The following is a 16,202-nucleotide window of genomic DNA, read 5'->3' as shown; positions in this document are numbered from 1 at the left end:
TTCTGATCAGGCGACACTATACAAGAAGAAATAACGAGACAATGAAAAATACCAATAAGCGGCGCATACCCACGACATTTGCAGCGCTACTCACCCTCATCTCCTTATCAGCAAGCGCAGAGAACTTCGACACGCCGGAATATCGACAGCAGTACGGCCTAGCCATGATCAATGCCGCCCAGGCCTACCAACAAGGTTTCACCGGCCAAGGAGTGCGCGTGGGCGTCATAGACTCAGGCATATTCAGCCTGCATCCCGAATTCCTGGGGCGTATCGGCGGTGGCTGGGATATCTACAACAACCGGGCGATTACGCAAAACTGGGGCATTGATCTTGAAGGACACGGTACCCATGTGTCGGGCATCATTGCCGCCAACCGCAACGGCATTGGCATGCACGGTGTTGCATTTAATTCGCAAATCGTCATGATCCGCAGTGATGACGACGGAGAGGGTGAGGAAGAAGAAAGCTACGAGCAAGAAGATATTGCCTTTGCGCGCGGATGGAACCGGGCGGCCACATTTAACTTACCCATACTGAACGCCAGCCTTGGTTACAACGGTTGCGACCCGGGTGACAGCGGCTCACTGGCCGAACCATGCAATATCCTAGACTACGGTAACGCCGGAAATATCGAAGAGCGGTATCCCCGCTCCCTTGAGGGTCTGCGCGCCTTAACACGCGGCGATACCTTGATGGTGATCTCAACGGGCAACGAACAACAGCCCAGCCCGGATATGCTGGCGGGCTTGCCCCATTACTTCGACGAATTTGAAGACAATTGGGTTGCTGTTGCGGCACTTGGGGAAGATGGCCAGTTGGCGGGCTATTCCAATCTGTGCGGCGTCGCTGCGCAGTGGTGTATTTCCGCCCCCGGCGGCGACTGGGATGAAACACGCGGCATCTATTCAACCAAGACCGGCGGTGGCTACGTGCGCATGTCGGGCACGTCGATGGCGGCACCTCATGTTGCCGGTGCCGCTGCATTGGTAAAGGAAGCGTTCCCGTTCTTCAAAGCCTACCATTTGCAACAGACTCTTTTGACTACGGCAACTGATATTGGCGTCGCAGGAGTCGACAGCACCTACGGTTGGGGCGCGCTGAATGTCGGCAAAGCCGTGAAAGGCCCAGGCGCCTTTACCGATGATTTCGCTGTCGACACACTGGGATACAACGCGACTTTCTCAAACGACATTGGTGGCAACGGCAAACTCATCAAGCTTGGTCAGGGCTCGATAACCCTTACCGGAACCAACAGCTACCAGGGCGGCACTGATATTGTTGGGGGCAAAGTGGTTATGAATGGCATTCAAACCTCAACCACCACCGTTCGAACAGGCGGCACACTGGGCGGCACGGGCACGATTCAAGACGTCCAAAATTATGGGGTGGTGGCGCCGGGCAACTCGATTGGCACGTTGAATATCTTTGGTGACTACACCGCCTACCCGGGTTCACGCCTGGAAATCGAGGTGAATGAAAACAATGCCACCGATGTTCTGCAAGTTACCGGCAACGTTCAACTGGATGGCACCCTTGCGCTTGAAGGCGGACCCTTCCGGCAAGGCGTAGACTACAATTTCCTGGCCGTTAACGGCGGGACGGTTAGCGGAACCTTCGCGGATATTGATACCGACCTCGTGTTTCTTTCACCCAGCTTACGAATTAATAACAGCGGCGCCATTTTCGATGTCCAACGCAATAATGTTGCGTTCTCGAGCTACCTGACAACCTCCAACCAGATCGCGGTAGCCGATGCGTTGGACACGCTCTCAAGCAGTCCGCCGGCCGCCATGAGCGCAATTTTCGACGATTTGCTGAACTCAACACAAACCTCGATCAGCGGCCTTGCTGACTCACTTTCCGGGGAAGGCCATGCCAGCGTGCAAAGCGCCCTATTGCAAGCCGCTTATCAAAGAACAAACCGGTTATCTGAGCGGATAGGCGGGGCGCTGGATCTTGCCGCCTCTTCTTCTGCCTACCCACTCTGGGTAACTTTCGATAACCAATGGCAATCGATGAACGGGCGCAACGGCGCCGCTGACACCCGCTACCGTAATCACGGGTTCACCCTGGGCGGCGATTTTTCAATTGGATCTGACTGGCGCGCCGGCCTTGCAGTGGGTTACAGCGATGGCCGGGTGGAAACCGACGCGCGCCAGACAAGTACCGACGCCGACAATTACGCCGTATCCCTGTATTCCGGCAAAAGCTGGCGCAACGGAAACAGCAGGCTGAACCTGCTATTCGGGGCGAGCCTTTCGCGTCACAATCTTGATGCACAGCGCACCGTTAGCACAGGCGGAGCGCAAACGCTTACGACCGATTACCACGGTTATGGCCGGCAATTGTTTGCTGAACTCGGCTACGCGTTTCAGGTTAGCCCGGCCGGCATGCTTGAACCCTACGCATCCGTGGCATGGTCATCGTTAAAAACGCGTGGTTTTACCGAATCGGGCGGCGCCGCAGCACTGACCGCCGAAAGCCGCACCGACACCGTAGGCACGATGACGCTGGGTATTCGTGGCTTGACACATGTCTCCGTTGGCAAAAAGCAGGCACGCTTGCGCGCGGGAATCGGATGGCGCTATGCCGCCGGCGACCTGACACCGACACGCCTTATGCAGTTCGTTGCAGCACCAACGGCAACATACACCGTTGAAGGCACCGCGCTGGCACGCAATGCCCTGGTCATGGAGCTAGGGGCCGAAGTCGATCTGGGCCGTTACAGCACCCTGGGTTTAGCGTATAACGGCCAATTCGGTGACGGCACGTCTGACAACGCAGGCTCAGTCAACTTACGCGTTCGGTTCTAGGCAGGAACCCGGCAGTTCAATCACTCGTAATTGAACTGCCGTACCAATGCCAGAAACGCATGCAGAATCGGCGAAGTATCATCGCGCCGATACATGCAGCTTAGCTCTATATCTTTCAACGTGTTTGAACGCAACGGCCGGTAAACTACGTTTGGCAAATTAAGGGTTTGAGCCGACTGCGTTGTAATACATACCCCGAAACCGCTTGCCACCATGGCGATACACGTAACGATGTCATCGGTTGCCTGCTCAACCTTGAATTTCAAACCCTCGGTCCGAAACGCGGCGGCAATCTCTTCGCCCAACCCGTGCATCGGTGCATTCGGATACACCACCAAGGGCTCGTTATCGAGATCGGCCAATGTAATATAGGCCCGATCACACAAAGGGTGCCCCTTGTACAAGCCCACCAGAAAGGGTTCGCGCAAGACAATCTCTACAGCAAGGTCGTCTTCGTCGGGCACCAGACGGTTGAACCCGATCGTAATGCGTCGGTCACGCAGTGCCTCCAACTGCTCGGCTTTCGTCATGTTGTACAGCGCCACTTTAACCTTGGGCCGACGTTGGCGGAACTCACTTAGAATTCGCGGAATCGCATTCAACACGCCTGAACTGAAAAACGCAACATCAAGACGCCCGATATAGCCCTGCTCGGCCAGTTGAGCCCGCTCTTCGGCACGACGGCTCAAGGCCAATACGTTTGGCACCTCTTCAAGCAACGCCCGACCGGCTTCAGTCAGCTCGGCGCCTTTTGGCGTGCGCGTAAACAGCGTGACGCCCAGATCGTCTTCCAATGCCTTGATATGCCGGGTAAGAGGCGGCTGCGTAATATGTAGTTTGGCTGCCGCCCGTCCGAAGTTTTGCTCCTGCGCCAACATTAAAAAGTAGCGCATCTGCTTTAGATCCATACCGCCCCCCCTCCTGGTATCCACAACAACCCCATCATACCGAAACGGTATTGAATTTTGATAATTTAGTATTGGACGATATGACGCATTCAATGCGAATATTAGAAGTTGGCCTACTTGACATTTATACGCAGTTCCCCGCGCGCCATGATTATTAAAGACCAAAACGATGTTACCCAAGCCGTATTAGCGGAAATTTCCCGTGCGCCCAACCCGCGTTTCAGAGAAATCATGTCGGCCGCGGTTCAGCACTTGCATGATTTTGCCCGCGACGCACAACTGACCGAAGCCGAATTTCACCAAATGTGCCAATACATTGCGTGCCTGGGGCAGCTTACAACACCGTCACACAACGAAGTAGTGCTGGCATGCGGCTCGCTGGGCTTGTCGTCGCTGGTTTGTCTGTTGAACAACGGCAGTAACGGGCAAACCGAAACAACAGCCAATTTAATGGGCCCGTTCTGGCGACTTAACTCGCCGGCCACGGAAAACGGCGGCTCGATTGTGCGGTCGCCTACGCCGGGTGACCCCATTTTCGTGGAAGCCTGGGTGAAAGACAAGAGCGGAAAGCCGGTTCGCGGTGCCAAAGTCGACGTCTGGCACACCTCTGCCGATGGTTTCTACGAAAACCAGGATCCCGAACAAGCGGAAATGAATCTGCGCGGCCAATTTACAACCGACGAAAATGGTTATATTGCCTTTCGCAGTGTGAAACCGGCCGGCTACCCCGTTCCTGTCTCGGGGCCGGTGGGTGAATTGCTTAAAGCGCAGGGGCGCCACAACATGCGCCCCGCACACATACACTTTATGGTGTTTAAAGAAGGCTATAAAACTCAGTTTTCGCAAGTTTACTCAAGCGATGACCCCAATATCGAGACCGACGCCCAGTTCGGCGTAACCCAGGCACTTCTTGGGGAATACGTCAAACACAATGGGAACGCCCCCAGCGCCGATATCACCGGCACATGGTATTCACTGCAATGCGAGTTTGTCATTGAACCCGGTGAGGCGAGGTTACCCAAACCGCCTATTACGGAAAAAACCAATGCGCCCAGACCCGGCCGGGTCGTACTCGACCGCGTACCCGATTAAACTGTTTTTTATCTATTTACGTTTATCTGAAAGGACTCTTGGATGACGCCTGATCAAATTAAAACCGCCGCTGCCGCATTGCGCCAGGCTGCCGAAACCGGCCAAGCCATTGGCGCCTTGCGCAACGACTACCCGGAACTCACCGTTGAATCGGCTTACGCCATTCAACAAATCAATACCGAACACCGGCTTAAACAAGGGCGGCGCCGCATTGGCTGCAAAATCGGCCTCACCTCGCCGGCTGTTCAAAAACAACTGGGTGTCGACCAGCCCGACTTCGGCGTGCTGTTCGACGACATGGGCTATGGCGACGGCGAGCCTATTCCGTTTTCAGTACTGATGCAGCCCAAAGTCGAAGCAGAAATTGCTTTCGTGCTGAAGAAAGATCTCGACATGCCCAACCCAACACAAGTTGATGTCATGCAAGCCATCGATTACGCCTTGCCCGCCATTGAAATTGTAGGCAGCCGCATTGCCAATTGGGACATTCGCATTACCGACACGATTGCCGACAATGCTTCTTCGTCAACTTACGTACTGGGCACCACACCCCGCCAACTGAGCGAATTCGACGTGCGTCTGTGCGGCATGGCCATGATGAAAAACGGCGAACCGGTGTCAGTCGGCGCCGGCGCAGCCTGCCTGGGCAATCCAATTAATGCGGTTGTATGGCTCGCTCGCACACTTTCCCGGCTGGGTACGCCATTGCAGGCGGGCGAACTCGTTTTATCCGGCGCGCTGGGCCCCATGGCCCCCGTCAATCCGGGCGAAATATTTGAAGCCCGAATTAATGGCCTGGGTAATGTCCGGGCAGTTTTTGAGCCAGACACGACGAAGGAAGACAAATGAAGTCCATAGCTGAATACGCAGAACTTCTAGACGAAGCCGCGCGACTGGGCAACGAAGTGCCCCAGTTCGACACCGAAAACAAGCTCTCGCTGGAAGACGCTTACTCTATCCAGAAAGCCTCGATCGACCGTCGCCTTAGCCGCGGCCAGCGTCGTGTGGGTGTGAAAATGGGCTTCACCAGCCGCGCAAAAATGATCCAAATGGGTCTTTCCGATGTTATTTGGGGTCGTTTAACCGATGCCATGCAGGTGGAAGAAGGCGGCAGTATTGAACTAAAAGGTTATGTACACCCACGTGCGGAGCCTGAACTGGCCTTTTTGCTTAAGCGCCCCCTGGCAGGCGACGTCACCGGGCCGGAGGCCCTGGCTGCGGTTGAAGCAATTGCGCCGGCCATTGAAATTATTGACTCGCGCTACAAAGATTTCAAATTCACGTTACCCGAAGTGATTGCCGACAACGCCTCCTCCAGCAGTTTTGTCATCGGTGCCTGGCACGACCCCAGAACTGATTTCAGCAACCTGGGTCTAACCTTAAGTATGAATGGCAAAACCGTTCAAGTAGGTTCAACCGCCGCGCTGCTGGGCAACCCGTTAAGGTCGCTGGTCGCCGCTGCGCGGGTTTCGGCGCAAGCGGGAGAACCGCTGCAAGCCGGCTGGGTCGTTATGGCGGGCGGCGCAACACCGGCAGAATGGATCAAGCCGGGGCAATACGTTTCGGTTCAAATGGAAGGATTAGGTGAGTGCGGGTTCCACGCCAAAGACTAATGCACCCCACCCTTGCCGGAGCGACACAACGCCGCACCGGCCCTTGACTCGTTTTTATGACTCCTGCAGGAGCACACAATGACACAGAAAGTAAAAGCCGCCATTATTGGTTCAGGCAATATCGGCACCGACCTCATGATCAAGATCATGCGCAACAGCAAAACCCTTGAAATGGGTGCCATGGTAGGGATCGACCCCAAATCCGACGGCCTGGCCCGCGCTGAGCGCATGGGTGTAGCCACGACCGCAGAAGGCATCGACGGCCTGGTGAAAATGGATGTTTTCAAGGAAATCGATGTGGTGTTCGACGCCACATCGGCCGGCGCCCACGCACATCATAACGAGGTACTGCAAAAACACGGTGTGCAGGTTATCGACCTAACCCCGGCCGCCATTGGCCCGTTCGTTATTCCTGCGTTGAACCTGGAAGCGGAGAACGCCACCAACATGAACATGGTCACGTGCGGTGGCCAGGCCACCATTCCCATTGTGGGAGCCGTGTCGCAAGTGGCCAAAGTGCACTATGCGGAAATCGTCGCCTCGATTTCCAGCAAATCGGCCGGGCCGGGTACCCGTGCCAACATCGATGAGTTTACCGAAACCACGCGCGACGCCATCGAAAAACTGGGCGGTGCCGAACGGGGCAAGGCCATTATTATTCTGAACCCGGCCGAACCGCCGCTGATTATGCGCGACACCGTGTTCGTCCTGTCGGAGCCCGCCGACCAGAAAAAAGTGGAAGAAAGCATCGAAAGAATGGTAGCCAAGGTGCAGTCGTACGTACCGGGCTATCGCCTGAAGCAGAAAGTGCAGTTCGACGTCATCGATGAATCGGCCCCCATGAACGTACCGGGCATCGGCCCACGCCACGGTCTGAAAATTGCCGTCTACCTGGAAGTGGAAGGGGCGGCACATTATCTGCCCGCCTATGCCGGCAACCTCGACATCATGACTTCCGCCGCGCTGGCTTGCGGCGACATGATGGCGCGCCGTCGCCTTGAGGCAGGCATGTCAAGAACACAAAAGGAAGTGGTGTAATGGATACGCAAAAGAAACTCTATATCTCCGACGTAACCCTGCGTGACGGCAGCCATGCGATTCGGCATCAATACAGTGTCGATAACGTTCGCGCCATTGCCAAGGCACTTGATGAAGCCGGGGTGTACAGCATTGAAGTGGCGCACGGCGACGGCCTGGAAGGCTCCAGCTTCAACTACGGCTTTGGGGCACACAGCGATGTGGAATGGATTACGGCGGCTGCCGAATCGGTTACCAACACCAAAATTGCCACCCTGCTGCTGCCGGGTATCGGCACCATGCACGACCTGCGCCGCGCCTACGATGCAGGCGCGCGCGTAGTCCGTGTTGCCACACATTGCACGGAAGCCGATGTGTCCCGCCAACATATCGACTATGCCAATGAACTGGGTATGGACGCAGTGGGCTTCCTGATGATGAGCCACATGATTCAACCGGCCCAGTTGGCCGAGCAAGCCAAGCTTATGGAAAGCTACGGCGCCAGTTGCATTTATGTGGTCGACTCAGGCGGTGCGCTCACCATGAACGACGTGCGCGACCGTTTCCGTGCGCTGAAAGACGTTCTAAAGCCCGAAACCGAAACCGGTATTCACGCCCACCACAACCTTAGCCTGGGTGTGGCGAATTCCATCGTAGCGGTGGAAGAAGGTTGTGATCGCATCGACGCCAGCCTGGCGGGTATGGGTGCCGGTGCGGGCAATGCGCCGTTGGAGGTCTTCATTGCCGCAGCCGAACGGCTGGGCTGGAATCACGGTTGCGACCTTTACAAGCTTATGGACGCGGCCGACGACCTGGTGCGGCCGCTGCAAGACCGCCCGGTTCGGGTCGACCGCGAAACGCTTGCGCTCGGGTACGCCGGGGTTTATTCCAGCTTCCTGCGCCATGCGGAAGCAGCTGCGGCCAAATACAACCTGAAAACGGTGGATATCCTGGTTGAACTGGGCAGACGCAAAATGGTGGGCGGCCAGGAAGACATGATTGTCGACGTAGCACTTGACCTACTTGCAAGCCAGGAACAAATGAGCAACAATCAATAACCGTAACATTCAGCACACTTAATCTGACAGGGTTCTGAACAGTTATTGCCTGCTTGGAACCCTTTTTGCTTTAGGTGGGCATGCCTTAACGGTATTAGACTCATAACCAAAATTCTCAGGAGACGACTAATGAGAAAATTCGCCAAAATTGCGCTTGCAGCGGCCTGCTTTGCAACCGCTGCAGTCGCGCACGCTGCAGAACCGTTCAAAATCGGCTTCATTATCCCCATGACAGGCCCATTTGCCTCTACTGGTAAACAAGCCGTTGCCGGCGCCAAACTTTACATGCAGCAGCATGGCGATGAAGTAGCCGGGCGCAAAGTTGAACTCATCATTAAAGACGACGGCGGCGTTCAGCCTGAAACAACCAAACGTATTGCCCAGGAACTGGTCGTGCAGGATAAGGTAAATGTGCTGGCCGGCTTTGGCCTCACACCGCTGGCATTTGCCGCTGCACCCATTGCCACCCAGGCTAAAGTTCCCATGGTGGTCACGGCAGCCGGCACCTCATCAATTGTTCAGAAGTCGCCCTACATCGTGCGTACCTCCATGACACTGCCGCAAACAACTGCGCCTATCGCAGCCTGGGCACGTGACAACAAAGACGTCAAAATCGATACCGCTGTTACGCTGGTAGCCGACTACGGCCCAGGTCACGACGCTGAAAAAGTCTTCGTGAAAACCTTTACGGAAAAAGGCGGGAAAGTGCTGGAAAGCATCCGCAGCCCCATGGCAAACCCCGACTTTTCGGCGTTCCTTCAGCGCGTTCGCGACTTGAAACCCGATGCACTTTTCGTGTTTGTTCCTTCCGGCCAAGGTACCGCAGTGTTGAAGCAGTTCAAGGAACGTAATCTCGCTGCAGAAGGTATCAATCTGATCGGTACCGGCGACATGGTGGAAGACGACCTGATGCCTTCAATGGGTGATGAAGTGCTGGGTATTATCACTTCCCACCACTACTCAGCCGCTCACGATTCCGAAACAAACAAGGAATTTGTAAAAGCGTTCGCCGAGGCCAACGACGGGATGCGTGCCAGCTTCATGGGTGTAGGTGCCTACGACGGCATGCACCTTATTTACGAAGCGTTGAAGAAAGCCGGTCCAGATGCCACGGGCGACGAACTACTGGCCGCTATGAAAGGAATGGAGTGGGAAAGCCCTCGTGGCCCGATCCGTATCGACCCTGAAACACGCGACATCGTTCAGAACATCTACATTCGTGAAGCCAAGAAACTGGATAACGGCGAACGTTATAACGTTGAATTCGACGTCGTGGAAATGTTCAAAGACCCAGGCGTTTAAGCAATATATCAACAGTTAGATAAAAAACCAACGCACTCAAATTGTTGTAAAACGCTCTCTAAGCCCCTTCTGAACTGAAGGGGCTTTTCTTTTAGGCCTTCATAAAATTATAAATTTTATATTTTCAATACTGTGAGCGCGCAGCTCACGCAAATTCATTAAAATCAGCATCACCATTACAGCTTCAGCATGCGTTTTCACCCAATTCACCGGACTTCACTCTATGCAACTGGGCAATCTTTCAGACAGCCAACCAGAAACATGGGGCACCAGCCTGCCCGAATTCTTCGAAATCATGCCGAACTCTTTATGGCTTGAAGACTATAGCCAGCTCTACGAGCTGTTTGAAAATTGGCGTTCGCAAGGTATCACCGATTTACGCGACTATTTGGCAGAAGATGTAACTCGTGTTGCCCAATGTTCTGCGTGCATCAGGGTATTACATGTCAATCGCAAAACGCTCGATATGTTTAATGCCGCCTCGTTCGACGAACTTTCCTCTCGGCTGAGTGAGGTATTGCGTGATGACATGCTGGAGGCACACATTGAAGAGCTGGAGCAGCTCTGGGGGGGCAACGATCGCTTCGAGAGCAAAAGCGTTAATTACACATTAAACGGCGAGAGGCTCGACGTTCTGATCCGTGCCGTTATTTTGCCGGACCACAAAAAGCGCTGGGATCGCGTACTGGTGTCGCTCGACAACATTACAGAGCTTGAAAACGCTCACCGACGTGTGTTGGCAAGCGAACAATATGCACGGGGTATTTTCGAATACGCCCCCGTGTCACTGTGGGTTGAGGATTTTCATCGCATCAAGATCTTGCTGGAAGAGGTGCGTGAACGCGGAATTACCGACTTTAGAACGTTTACCGACGTTCACCCCGACTTCGTCGAGCAATGCATGTCGGAAATCAAAGTGCTGGATGTCAATCAATACACCATTGACATGTTTAAAGCCAAAAACAAACAAGACCTGCTCACCCGGCTGCCCGAAGTGTTCCGCGACGACATGCGGGACCATTTTCGCGAACAACTTATCGACCTGTGGGACGGTAAGCTGTTCATGCAGCGGGAGGTGCTGAATTACGAGCTGGACGGCAACCCGCTTAATATCCATCTGCAGTTTTCAGTGTTCAACGGCCATGAAAAGCATTGGGATTTGGTGCTTCTGGCCCTGACTGACATTACCGCACGCAAGAAAGCCGAAGCCTATCTGGAGTATCTGGGCAAACACGATGTACTGACAAAACTAAAGAACCGTTCATTCTATGTTGATGAAATCAGCCGCCTCGATCGCAAAGGCCCGTTCCCTGTCACGGTTATCATTATCGATATTAATAACCTGAAAACCATTAACGACACCCTGGGCCACGCAGCCGGCGACGACCTGCTTCGGCGCGCAGGCGAAATTCTGGGCCAACTGAACAGCAAAGGGGTCACTGCCATGCGCATAGGGGGCGACGAGTTCGCGGTTTTCATGCCCGGCGCAACCGATGAAGCTCGTACAAACCTGCTGGCCAACCTGAAAAAACTCACCGACCTGAACAACCAGTTCTACAACGGCCCGTTCCTTCAGCTTGCTGCAGGCTGGTCGGTTTGCGAAGAAGGCGAACGCCTGGAAGATGCGCTTCGCGAAGCGGATCATTTAATGTACGAAGAAAAACGGAAATTCTATGCTATGCAATCTTCCGATGACGATGCATCCAGGCAGAGTACGCTGATAAACAGCCCAGAACGACAGTCGTAATAAAACAAAACGTATAAATAGCGGTGCTCAGACCTACATGATCGGCCAATATTCCCACGCCAATAATGGGCACCGTCGCACCGGTATAAGCCGACAGGAAAAAAGTTGACATATTAGCCGCCCGACGATGCTCATCAGCGTGCAGACTGGCAATCATTGAGGCATACATAAAGCCAAACCCCTGGCCAATACCGAAACAAACCATGGCAATAATCAAAATTGCCACACTGTGGGTGTACATACCCGCAGCCAGAAACACAACGCTCAGGCCAAAAGCACCCATACCGAACATCAGCCCCTTGAAAGGGGGCAACTGCGTTTGCGTGGTTTGAACCAATGTAGACGCAATGGCCATGAAAATAAACGCCACGCCCACCACAATCGGCCCCTGCCACGGCAAATTCAGCTCCGGCAAGACCGAGGGCACAAGCGATGCAAACAGGCAGCCGACACCAAAAGTAAAGAACCCCCCGGCACATCCCAAGAGGAATGGCGGTCGATTACCTACAACCGGCAGCGCCATTTTGGGCACGATGGACAAAGGTGCACGAGCACCGACCGGCCCCTGCAACTGATGTCGAGAAGCAATAATTAACAGTAATGTCAGGACGGCGAAGGCCAAAATGAACACATAAGGCAATACCAGTGGGTAAACATTCCATTGGGCGATGACCCCGCCAATCACCGGCCCTGCTCCAAAGCTAACCGTAATGGCACTGGAAGTGACGACAGCCGCTTTGCGGCGGTCTTGCTGAGGATGCGCCTCACCCATCGCCAGGGCAGCCGTGGTGGCAAGAATGCCATTTCCGAAACCAATAATGGCGCGAGCCAGAATTAAGGTTGCCACGCCTTGCGCCACCATCGACAGCCCCAACCCCAACATCAGCATTAATACCGAAGCCACAATGACTTTGAAGCGCCCGAAAGTATCCGACACCCGTCCAAAACAAAGCAAGGTGGCGAAAACAGCCACCATATAGGACGTAAAAATGTAACTTAAGGAGCTGGGTGGAATTTGCCAGGCTCGTTCGTATATGGGATACAGCGGTGTCGGCAAAGAGCTGGTTGCAAAACATAAGCAAACCAGTACGGTAACCCCAACAAAGCCCCCCCAGCGTTTTAACAACTCCATCCCAACAGTCATATAACATTCCGCAACAATCGTTGCACCGATTATAGTAAGTCCACTTACTTTTCCCTAGCGCCAAAAAGGCTCATAATGGAAAATTAAGACGCACTCGTGTTTATTCCGAATTTTGTAACAAACCTGGAGTCAAGCTATGTCAACTATTTCGATGCTTATTAACGGGCAACAAAAGCAAGCCAGCAATGGTAAAACTTTCCAGCGAAAGAACCCGCTTGACGGCAAAGTCGCAACCACCGCCCCGGCCGCAACCGTCGAAGACGCCATCGAAGCTGTTGAAGCCGCCTCCCGGGCTTTCCCCGAATGGGCCGCGAAAGGCCCGACAGAGCGACGTGGCCTGTTGTTGAAAGCAGCCGATGCCCTTGACGCAAAAACCGACGACTTTATCAAAGCCATGGCCGGCGAAACCGGGTCGGCCGCCATGTGGGCCGGCTTCAATGCGCACCTGGCAGCCAATATGCTTCGCGAAGCCGCATCGCTTACCACACAAATAAACGGCGACCTCATCCCGTCCGATGTTCCCGGCAGCCTGGCAATGGGTGTTCGGCAGCCTGCAGGCGTGGTGTTGGGCATGGCGCCCTGGAATGCGCCCATCATCCTGGGCACCCGGGCCGTTGCCGTTCCCCTGGCCTGCGGCAATACCGTTGTAATGAAAGGGTCGGAAGTATGTCCGGCCACCCACAGCCTGATTATCGAATCACTTCAGGAAGCCGGCTTGCCTAACGGGGTAGTGAATTTCATCACCAACGACCCAGCCGATGCGGGCCCTATTGTTGAGGCCATGATCGCTCACCCTGCCGTTCGGCGCGTCAATTTCACCGGTTCCACACGGGTTGGCAGAATCATCGCCTCGGTCTGCGCGAAATATCTGAAACCTTCTATTTTGGAACTGGGCGGCAAAGCACCGCTGGTCGTTCTCGACGATGCAAACATCGAAGAAGCCGTTAACGGAACCGCTTTTGGCGCGTTCGCAAATTCCGGCCAAATCTGCATGTCAACGGAACGCATTATTGTCGACAATAAAATCGCCGACGCGTTTATTCCCGCACTCACCGAAAAGGCGCGCAACCTGCCGCTGGGTGATCCGCGCGAAGGCCCGGTTGTCCTGGGTTCGGTGGTCGATATGTCGACGGTTGAACGTTGCAATGCGCTCATCGACGACGCGTTGGAAAAAGGCGCCAAGCTACTTTGCGGCGGCAAGGCTGAAAACACCTTAATGCCCGCCACACTGATCGACCACGTTACGCCGGAAATGAAAATCTACAGCGAGGAAACCTTTGCGCCGGTAAAGGCCATTGTCCGTGTTAACGGGGTTGAAGAAGCGATTCAAGTGGCGAATGACAACGACTACGGCCTGTCAGCGGCGGTATTCGGAAAAGATATCGGGCGGGCATGGCAAGTTGCTTCGCGTATTGAATCAGGCATTTGCCACATTAACGGCCCCACAGTTCACGATGAGGCACAAATGCCGTTTGGCGGCGTAAAAGACAGCGGTTTCGGCCGCTTCGGCGGGCGTGCCGGCATTGAGGCCTTCACCGAACTACGCTGGATGTCGATTCAAACCACCCCCCGCCACTATCCGTTCTAATAAGCAGCGCATTAAATTGTTACAAAAAACCCGTCGTCCAAAATGGTACGACGGGTTTTTTGCATTCAATGCTTAAAAAATTATTGTTTAACAGCGTACAAGAACAGCTCAACACGACGGTTCAGCGCGCGGCCCTGCTCGGTACTGTTATCACCAATGGGGTTGGCGGAAGCACGCCCTTCAGCAGTTAAACGTCCCATGGAAATACCCTGTCGGGCAATATAGTTTGTAACGGCTTCAGCACGGCTTAACGACAAGCGCTGGTTCAGCTCAGCCGGGCCGGTGCTGTCGGTGTAGCCAATAGCCTTGGCACGCAACTCGGGATGCTGGGCAAGCGCCCGTGACACACTGTCAAGCACAGGTAGCAAACCGGCTTTCAGATCAGACTTCCCTGTGTCAAACGACACATTGCTTGGAATGTGAACTTTAAGCGTTCCGTCGGGCATTTCAACAACAGCCACCCCTAAATCGCGAGCGCCGGATTGCTCAACATCATTCTTGATGCCCGACCAGTTATAGCCCATGATGCTGCCGGCAACGGCACCGATCCCGGCGCCGATTAATGCGGCCTCACTGCTATCGCCTATTAATGCGCCAAGCCCGGCGCCTACGGCTGCACCTGCGCCGGCACCGGCTGCTGTGCGACCCCCTTGGCTCATACCGCCCATTGTTCGGTCCACCGTGGCACAACCGCCCATCATTGCCAAGGCAACTACGCTAATCGCAACGCGCTTGTTAACTAAAGTGTTCATATTCTTCTCCTTCTTGGGTTACGGGTTCCAGAACCATAACGAACCCTAAGTGCGCTATCTATCCTATCAGTTGCGTACGGGCTTAAATGTTACGAATTTATTCAGCCTTGACGCCATTGTCTTTCAAGCGACTGGCTATACCGGGAAATGGAAAAACACAAAACAAAATAAATAGCCCCAATGAACAAGTAAGCTTCGGTGCTAAACCCTTGCCATTGCGCATCGGCCAAAGCCGCCTTGGTCGCTTGCATGAGATCGAAAACGCCAATAACAACCACCAAAGACGTATCTTTCAGTACAGAAATAAAAATACCTACCAGCGGCCCGACAATGGCCCTAAGCGCCTGGGGCAGCACAATAAAAAGCGTTTTTTGCCAGTAGCCCAGGCCCAATGAGTCGGCCCCTTCGTACTGCCCTTTGGGAATCGCCTGTAAGCCACCACGAACAGTTTCAGCAATATAGGCAGCCACGAACAAAACAATGGCAATTTGAGCGCGCAACAACTTGTTAATGTTAAGGCCTTCGGGCAGAAACAACGGTAGCATTACCGAAGCCATAAACAACAAACTGATCAGCGGCACACCACGAATCAACTCGATATAAATCACACACACCGACCGTACTGCAGGCAAGTCGGAGCGTCGACCCAATGCCAGCAACACGCCAAGTGGAAACGCCAGACCCACCCCCACGGTGGCCAGAATCAAGGTAAGGGGCAAGCCGCCCCACAGGCGGGTTTCAACAAAAGAAAGCCCCAGAACCCCGCCCCACATGAGAACACCCACCAGCGCCAACGCCCCCAACCAATAAATAGCCAGGGCCGGCCGCCAGAAGCGACGCCGGCAACTGAGTACGACAATACCGATAAGCACCACACACGCCAGCAAAGGACGCCACTGTTCTGCATACGGGTACAAGCCAAACAAGATAACTCGATGCTTCTGGACAATAAACGTCCAGCAGGCACCGGCCACTTGCGCACAGGCTTGCGGGCTGTCGCCTCCAAACCGGGCAGACAAAAACAGCCACTCCACTGCGGCCGGCAATGTCGCAGCCAACAGCCCGACAAGAACCACCGTAACCAAAGCGTTGAACGGCGTATTTACCAATGTGTGATACCAGCGTACCGGGCGCTGACCAACGTGTATTGAGGCGGCTGTCATTC

Annotated in this window: 13 protein-coding genes; 9 read left to right on the top strand and 4 right to left on the bottom strand. The window is 54.4% G+C overall.

Annotation, left to right across the window (positions count from 1 at the left end; genetic code table 11):
• Positions 1-41: 41 nt before the first annotated feature.
• Positions 42-2,816 (top strand): autotransporter domain-containing protein, encoded by a 2,775-nt coding sequence (locus CJO09_RS14175; RefSeq protein ID WP_119442943.1) that lies wholly within the window; start codon positions 42-44, stop codon positions 2,814-2,816.
• Between the two features lie 20 nt (positions 2,817-2,836).
• Here the strand turns inward: CJO09_RS14175 and CJO09_RS14170 are convergent, their stop codons facing one another.
• Positions 2,837-3,724: a LysR family transcriptional regulator gene (locus CJO09_RS14170; RefSeq protein ID WP_119442942.1), complete on the bottom strand. Its 888-nt coding sequence runs from the start codon at positions 3,722-3,724 to the stop codon at positions 2,837-2,839.
• A gap of 147 nt (positions 3,725-3,871) precedes the next feature.
• On the opposite strand from CJO09_RS14170, the gene CJO09_RS14165 reads away from it, so the two are divergent.
• From CJO09_RS14165 to CJO09_RS14135, 7 genes are all read left to right on the top strand, one after another.
• Positions 3,872-4,816, top strand: a complete 945-nt coding sequence (locus CJO09_RS14165; protein WP_119442941.1) for a dioxygenase family protein — start codon at positions 3,872-3,874, stop codon at positions 4,814-4,816.
• Between the two features lie 42 nt (positions 4,817-4,858).
• Positions 4,859-5,665, top strand: a complete 807-nt coding sequence (gene mhpD / locus CJO09_RS14160; RefSeq protein WP_119442940.1) for a 2-keto-4-pentenoate hydratase — start codon at positions 4,859-4,861, stop codon at positions 5,663-5,665.
• The gene (locus CJO09_RS14155) at positions 5,662-6,429 is read left to right on the top strand and encodes a 2-keto-4-pentenoate hydratase (protein ID WP_119442939.1); all 768 of its coding nucleotides are present in this window, start codon (positions 5,662-5,664) and stop codon (positions 6,427-6,429) included. The genes mhpD and CJO09_RS14155 overlap by 4 nt, the downstream gene beginning before the upstream one ends.
• Before the next feature lie 78 nt (positions 6,430-6,507).
• Positions 6,508-7,467, top strand: coding sequence for an acetaldehyde dehydrogenase (acetylating) (locus CJO09_RS14150; protein ID WP_119442938.1), 960 nt, complete (start codon positions 6,508-6,510; stop codon positions 7,465-7,467).
• On the top strand, positions 7,467-8,504 hold the full coding sequence (gene dmpG, locus CJO09_RS14145) for a 4-hydroxy-2-oxovalerate aldolase (RefSeq protein ID WP_119442937.1): 1,038 nt from the start codon (positions 7,467-7,469) through the stop codon (positions 8,502-8,504). Before CJO09_RS14150 ends, dmpG begins: the two co-directional genes overlap by 1 nt.
• A 129-nt stretch (positions 8,505-8,633) precedes the next feature.
• Positions 8,634-9,806, top strand: a complete 1,173-nt coding sequence (locus tag CJO09_RS14140; RefSeq protein WP_119442936.1) for an ABC transporter substrate-binding protein — start codon at positions 8,634-8,636, stop codon at positions 9,804-9,806.
• A 223-nt stretch (positions 9,807-10,029) separates the two neighbouring features.
• Positions 10,030-11,553, top strand: coding sequence for a sensor domain-containing diguanylate cyclase (locus CJO09_RS14135; protein ID WP_119442935.1), 1,524 nt, complete (start codon positions 10,030-10,032; stop codon positions 11,551-11,553).
• Here CJO09_RS14135 and CJO09_RS14130 read toward each other — a convergent pair.
• Positions 11,483-12,697, bottom strand: coding sequence for an MFS transporter (locus tag CJO09_RS14130; protein WP_119442934.1), 1,215 nt, complete (start codon positions 12,695-12,697; stop codon positions 11,483-11,485). The two genes, CJO09_RS14135 and CJO09_RS14130, sit on opposite strands and share 71 nt — an antisense overlap.
• Before the next feature lie 136 nt (positions 12,698-12,833).
• Here CJO09_RS14130 and CJO09_RS14125 point away from each other — a divergent pair, with 136 nt between their 5' ends.
• A complete protein-coding gene (locus CJO09_RS14125; RefSeq protein ID WP_119442933.1) occupies positions 12,834-14,285 on the top strand; it encodes an aldehyde dehydrogenase in 1,452 nt (483 codons plus the stop codon).
• An 80-nt stretch (positions 14,286-14,365) separates the two neighbouring features.
• Here CJO09_RS14125 and CJO09_RS14120 read toward each other — a convergent pair whose 3' ends face one another.
• Together CJO09_RS14120 and CJO09_RS14115 are read right to left on the bottom strand one after the other, a co-directional pair.
• Positions 14,366-15,037, bottom strand: a complete 672-nt coding sequence (locus CJO09_RS14120; RefSeq protein WP_166132232.1) for a YiaD family glycine zipper/OmpA-like lipoprotein — start codon at positions 15,035-15,037, stop codon at positions 14,366-14,368.
• Between the two features lie 101 nt (positions 15,038-15,138).
• Entirely contained in the window at positions 15,139-16,200 is a 1,062-nt protein-coding gene (locus CJO09_RS14115; protein WP_119442932.1) for an amino acid ABC transporter permease, read from the bottom strand.
• Positions 16,201-16,202: the final 2 nt, after the last annotated feature.

The sequence above is a fragment of the Neopusillimonas maritima genome (genome assembly GCF_003576595.1).
Lineage (GTDB): Bacteria > Pseudomonadota > Gammaproteobacteria > Burkholderiales > Burkholderiaceae_B > Neopusillimonas > Neopusillimonas maritima.
The sequence above is the reverse complement of the archived record's forward strand: the minus strand, read 5'-3'. Positions and strand labels throughout refer to the sequence as shown.

What these genes read in the sequence shown, in the direction of transcription:
- CJO09_RS14175 (WP_119442943.1), top strand. Translation starts at nt 42, where the DNA reads ATGAAAAATACCAATAAGCGGCGCATACCCACGACATTTGCAGCGCTA.
- CJO09_RS14170 (WP_119442942.1), bottom strand. Translation starts at nt 3,724, where the DNA reads ATGGATCTAAAGCAGATGCGCTACTTTTTAATGTTGGCGCAGGAGCAA.
- CJO09_RS14165 (WP_119442941.1), top strand. Translation starts at nt 3,872, where the DNA reads ATGATTATTAAAGACCAAAACGATGTTACCCAAGCCGTATTAGCGGAA.
- mhpD (WP_119442940.1), top strand. Translation starts at nt 4,859, where the DNA reads ATGACGCCTGATCAAATTAAAACCGCCGCTGCCGCATTGCGCCAGGCT.
- CJO09_RS14155 (WP_119442939.1), top strand. Translation starts at nt 5,662, where the DNA reads ATGAAGTCCATAGCTGAATACGCAGAACTTCTAGACGAAGCCGCGCGA.
- CJO09_RS14150 (WP_119442938.1), top strand. Translation starts at nt 6,508, where the DNA reads ATGACACAGAAAGTAAAAGCCGCCATTATTGGTTCAGGCAATATCGGC.
- dmpG (WP_119442937.1), top strand. Translation starts at nt 7,467, where the DNA reads ATGGATACGCAAAAGAAACTCTATATCTCCGACGTAACCCTGCGTGAC.
- CJO09_RS14140 (WP_119442936.1), top strand. Translation starts at nt 8,634, where the DNA reads ATGAGAAAATTCGCCAAAATTGCGCTTGCAGCGGCCTGCTTTGCAACC.
- CJO09_RS14135 (WP_119442935.1), top strand. Translation starts at nt 10,030, where the DNA reads ATGCAACTGGGCAATCTTTCAGACAGCCAACCAGAAACATGGGGCACC.
- CJO09_RS14130 (WP_119442934.1), bottom strand. Translation starts at nt 12,697, where the DNA reads ATGACTGTTGGGATGGAGTTGTTAAAACGCTGGGGGGGCTTTGTTGGG.
- CJO09_RS14125 (WP_119442933.1), top strand. Translation starts at nt 12,834, where the DNA reads ATGTCAACTATTTCGATGCTTATTAACGGGCAACAAAAGCAAGCCAGC.
- CJO09_RS14120 (WP_166132232.1), bottom strand. Translation starts at nt 15,037, where the DNA reads ATGAACACTTTAGTTAACAAGCGCGTTGCGATTAGCGTAGTTGCCTTG.
- CJO09_RS14115 (WP_119442932.1), bottom strand. Translation starts at nt 16,200, where the DNA reads ATGACAGCCGCCTCAATACACGTTGGTCAGCGCCCGGTACGCTGGTAT.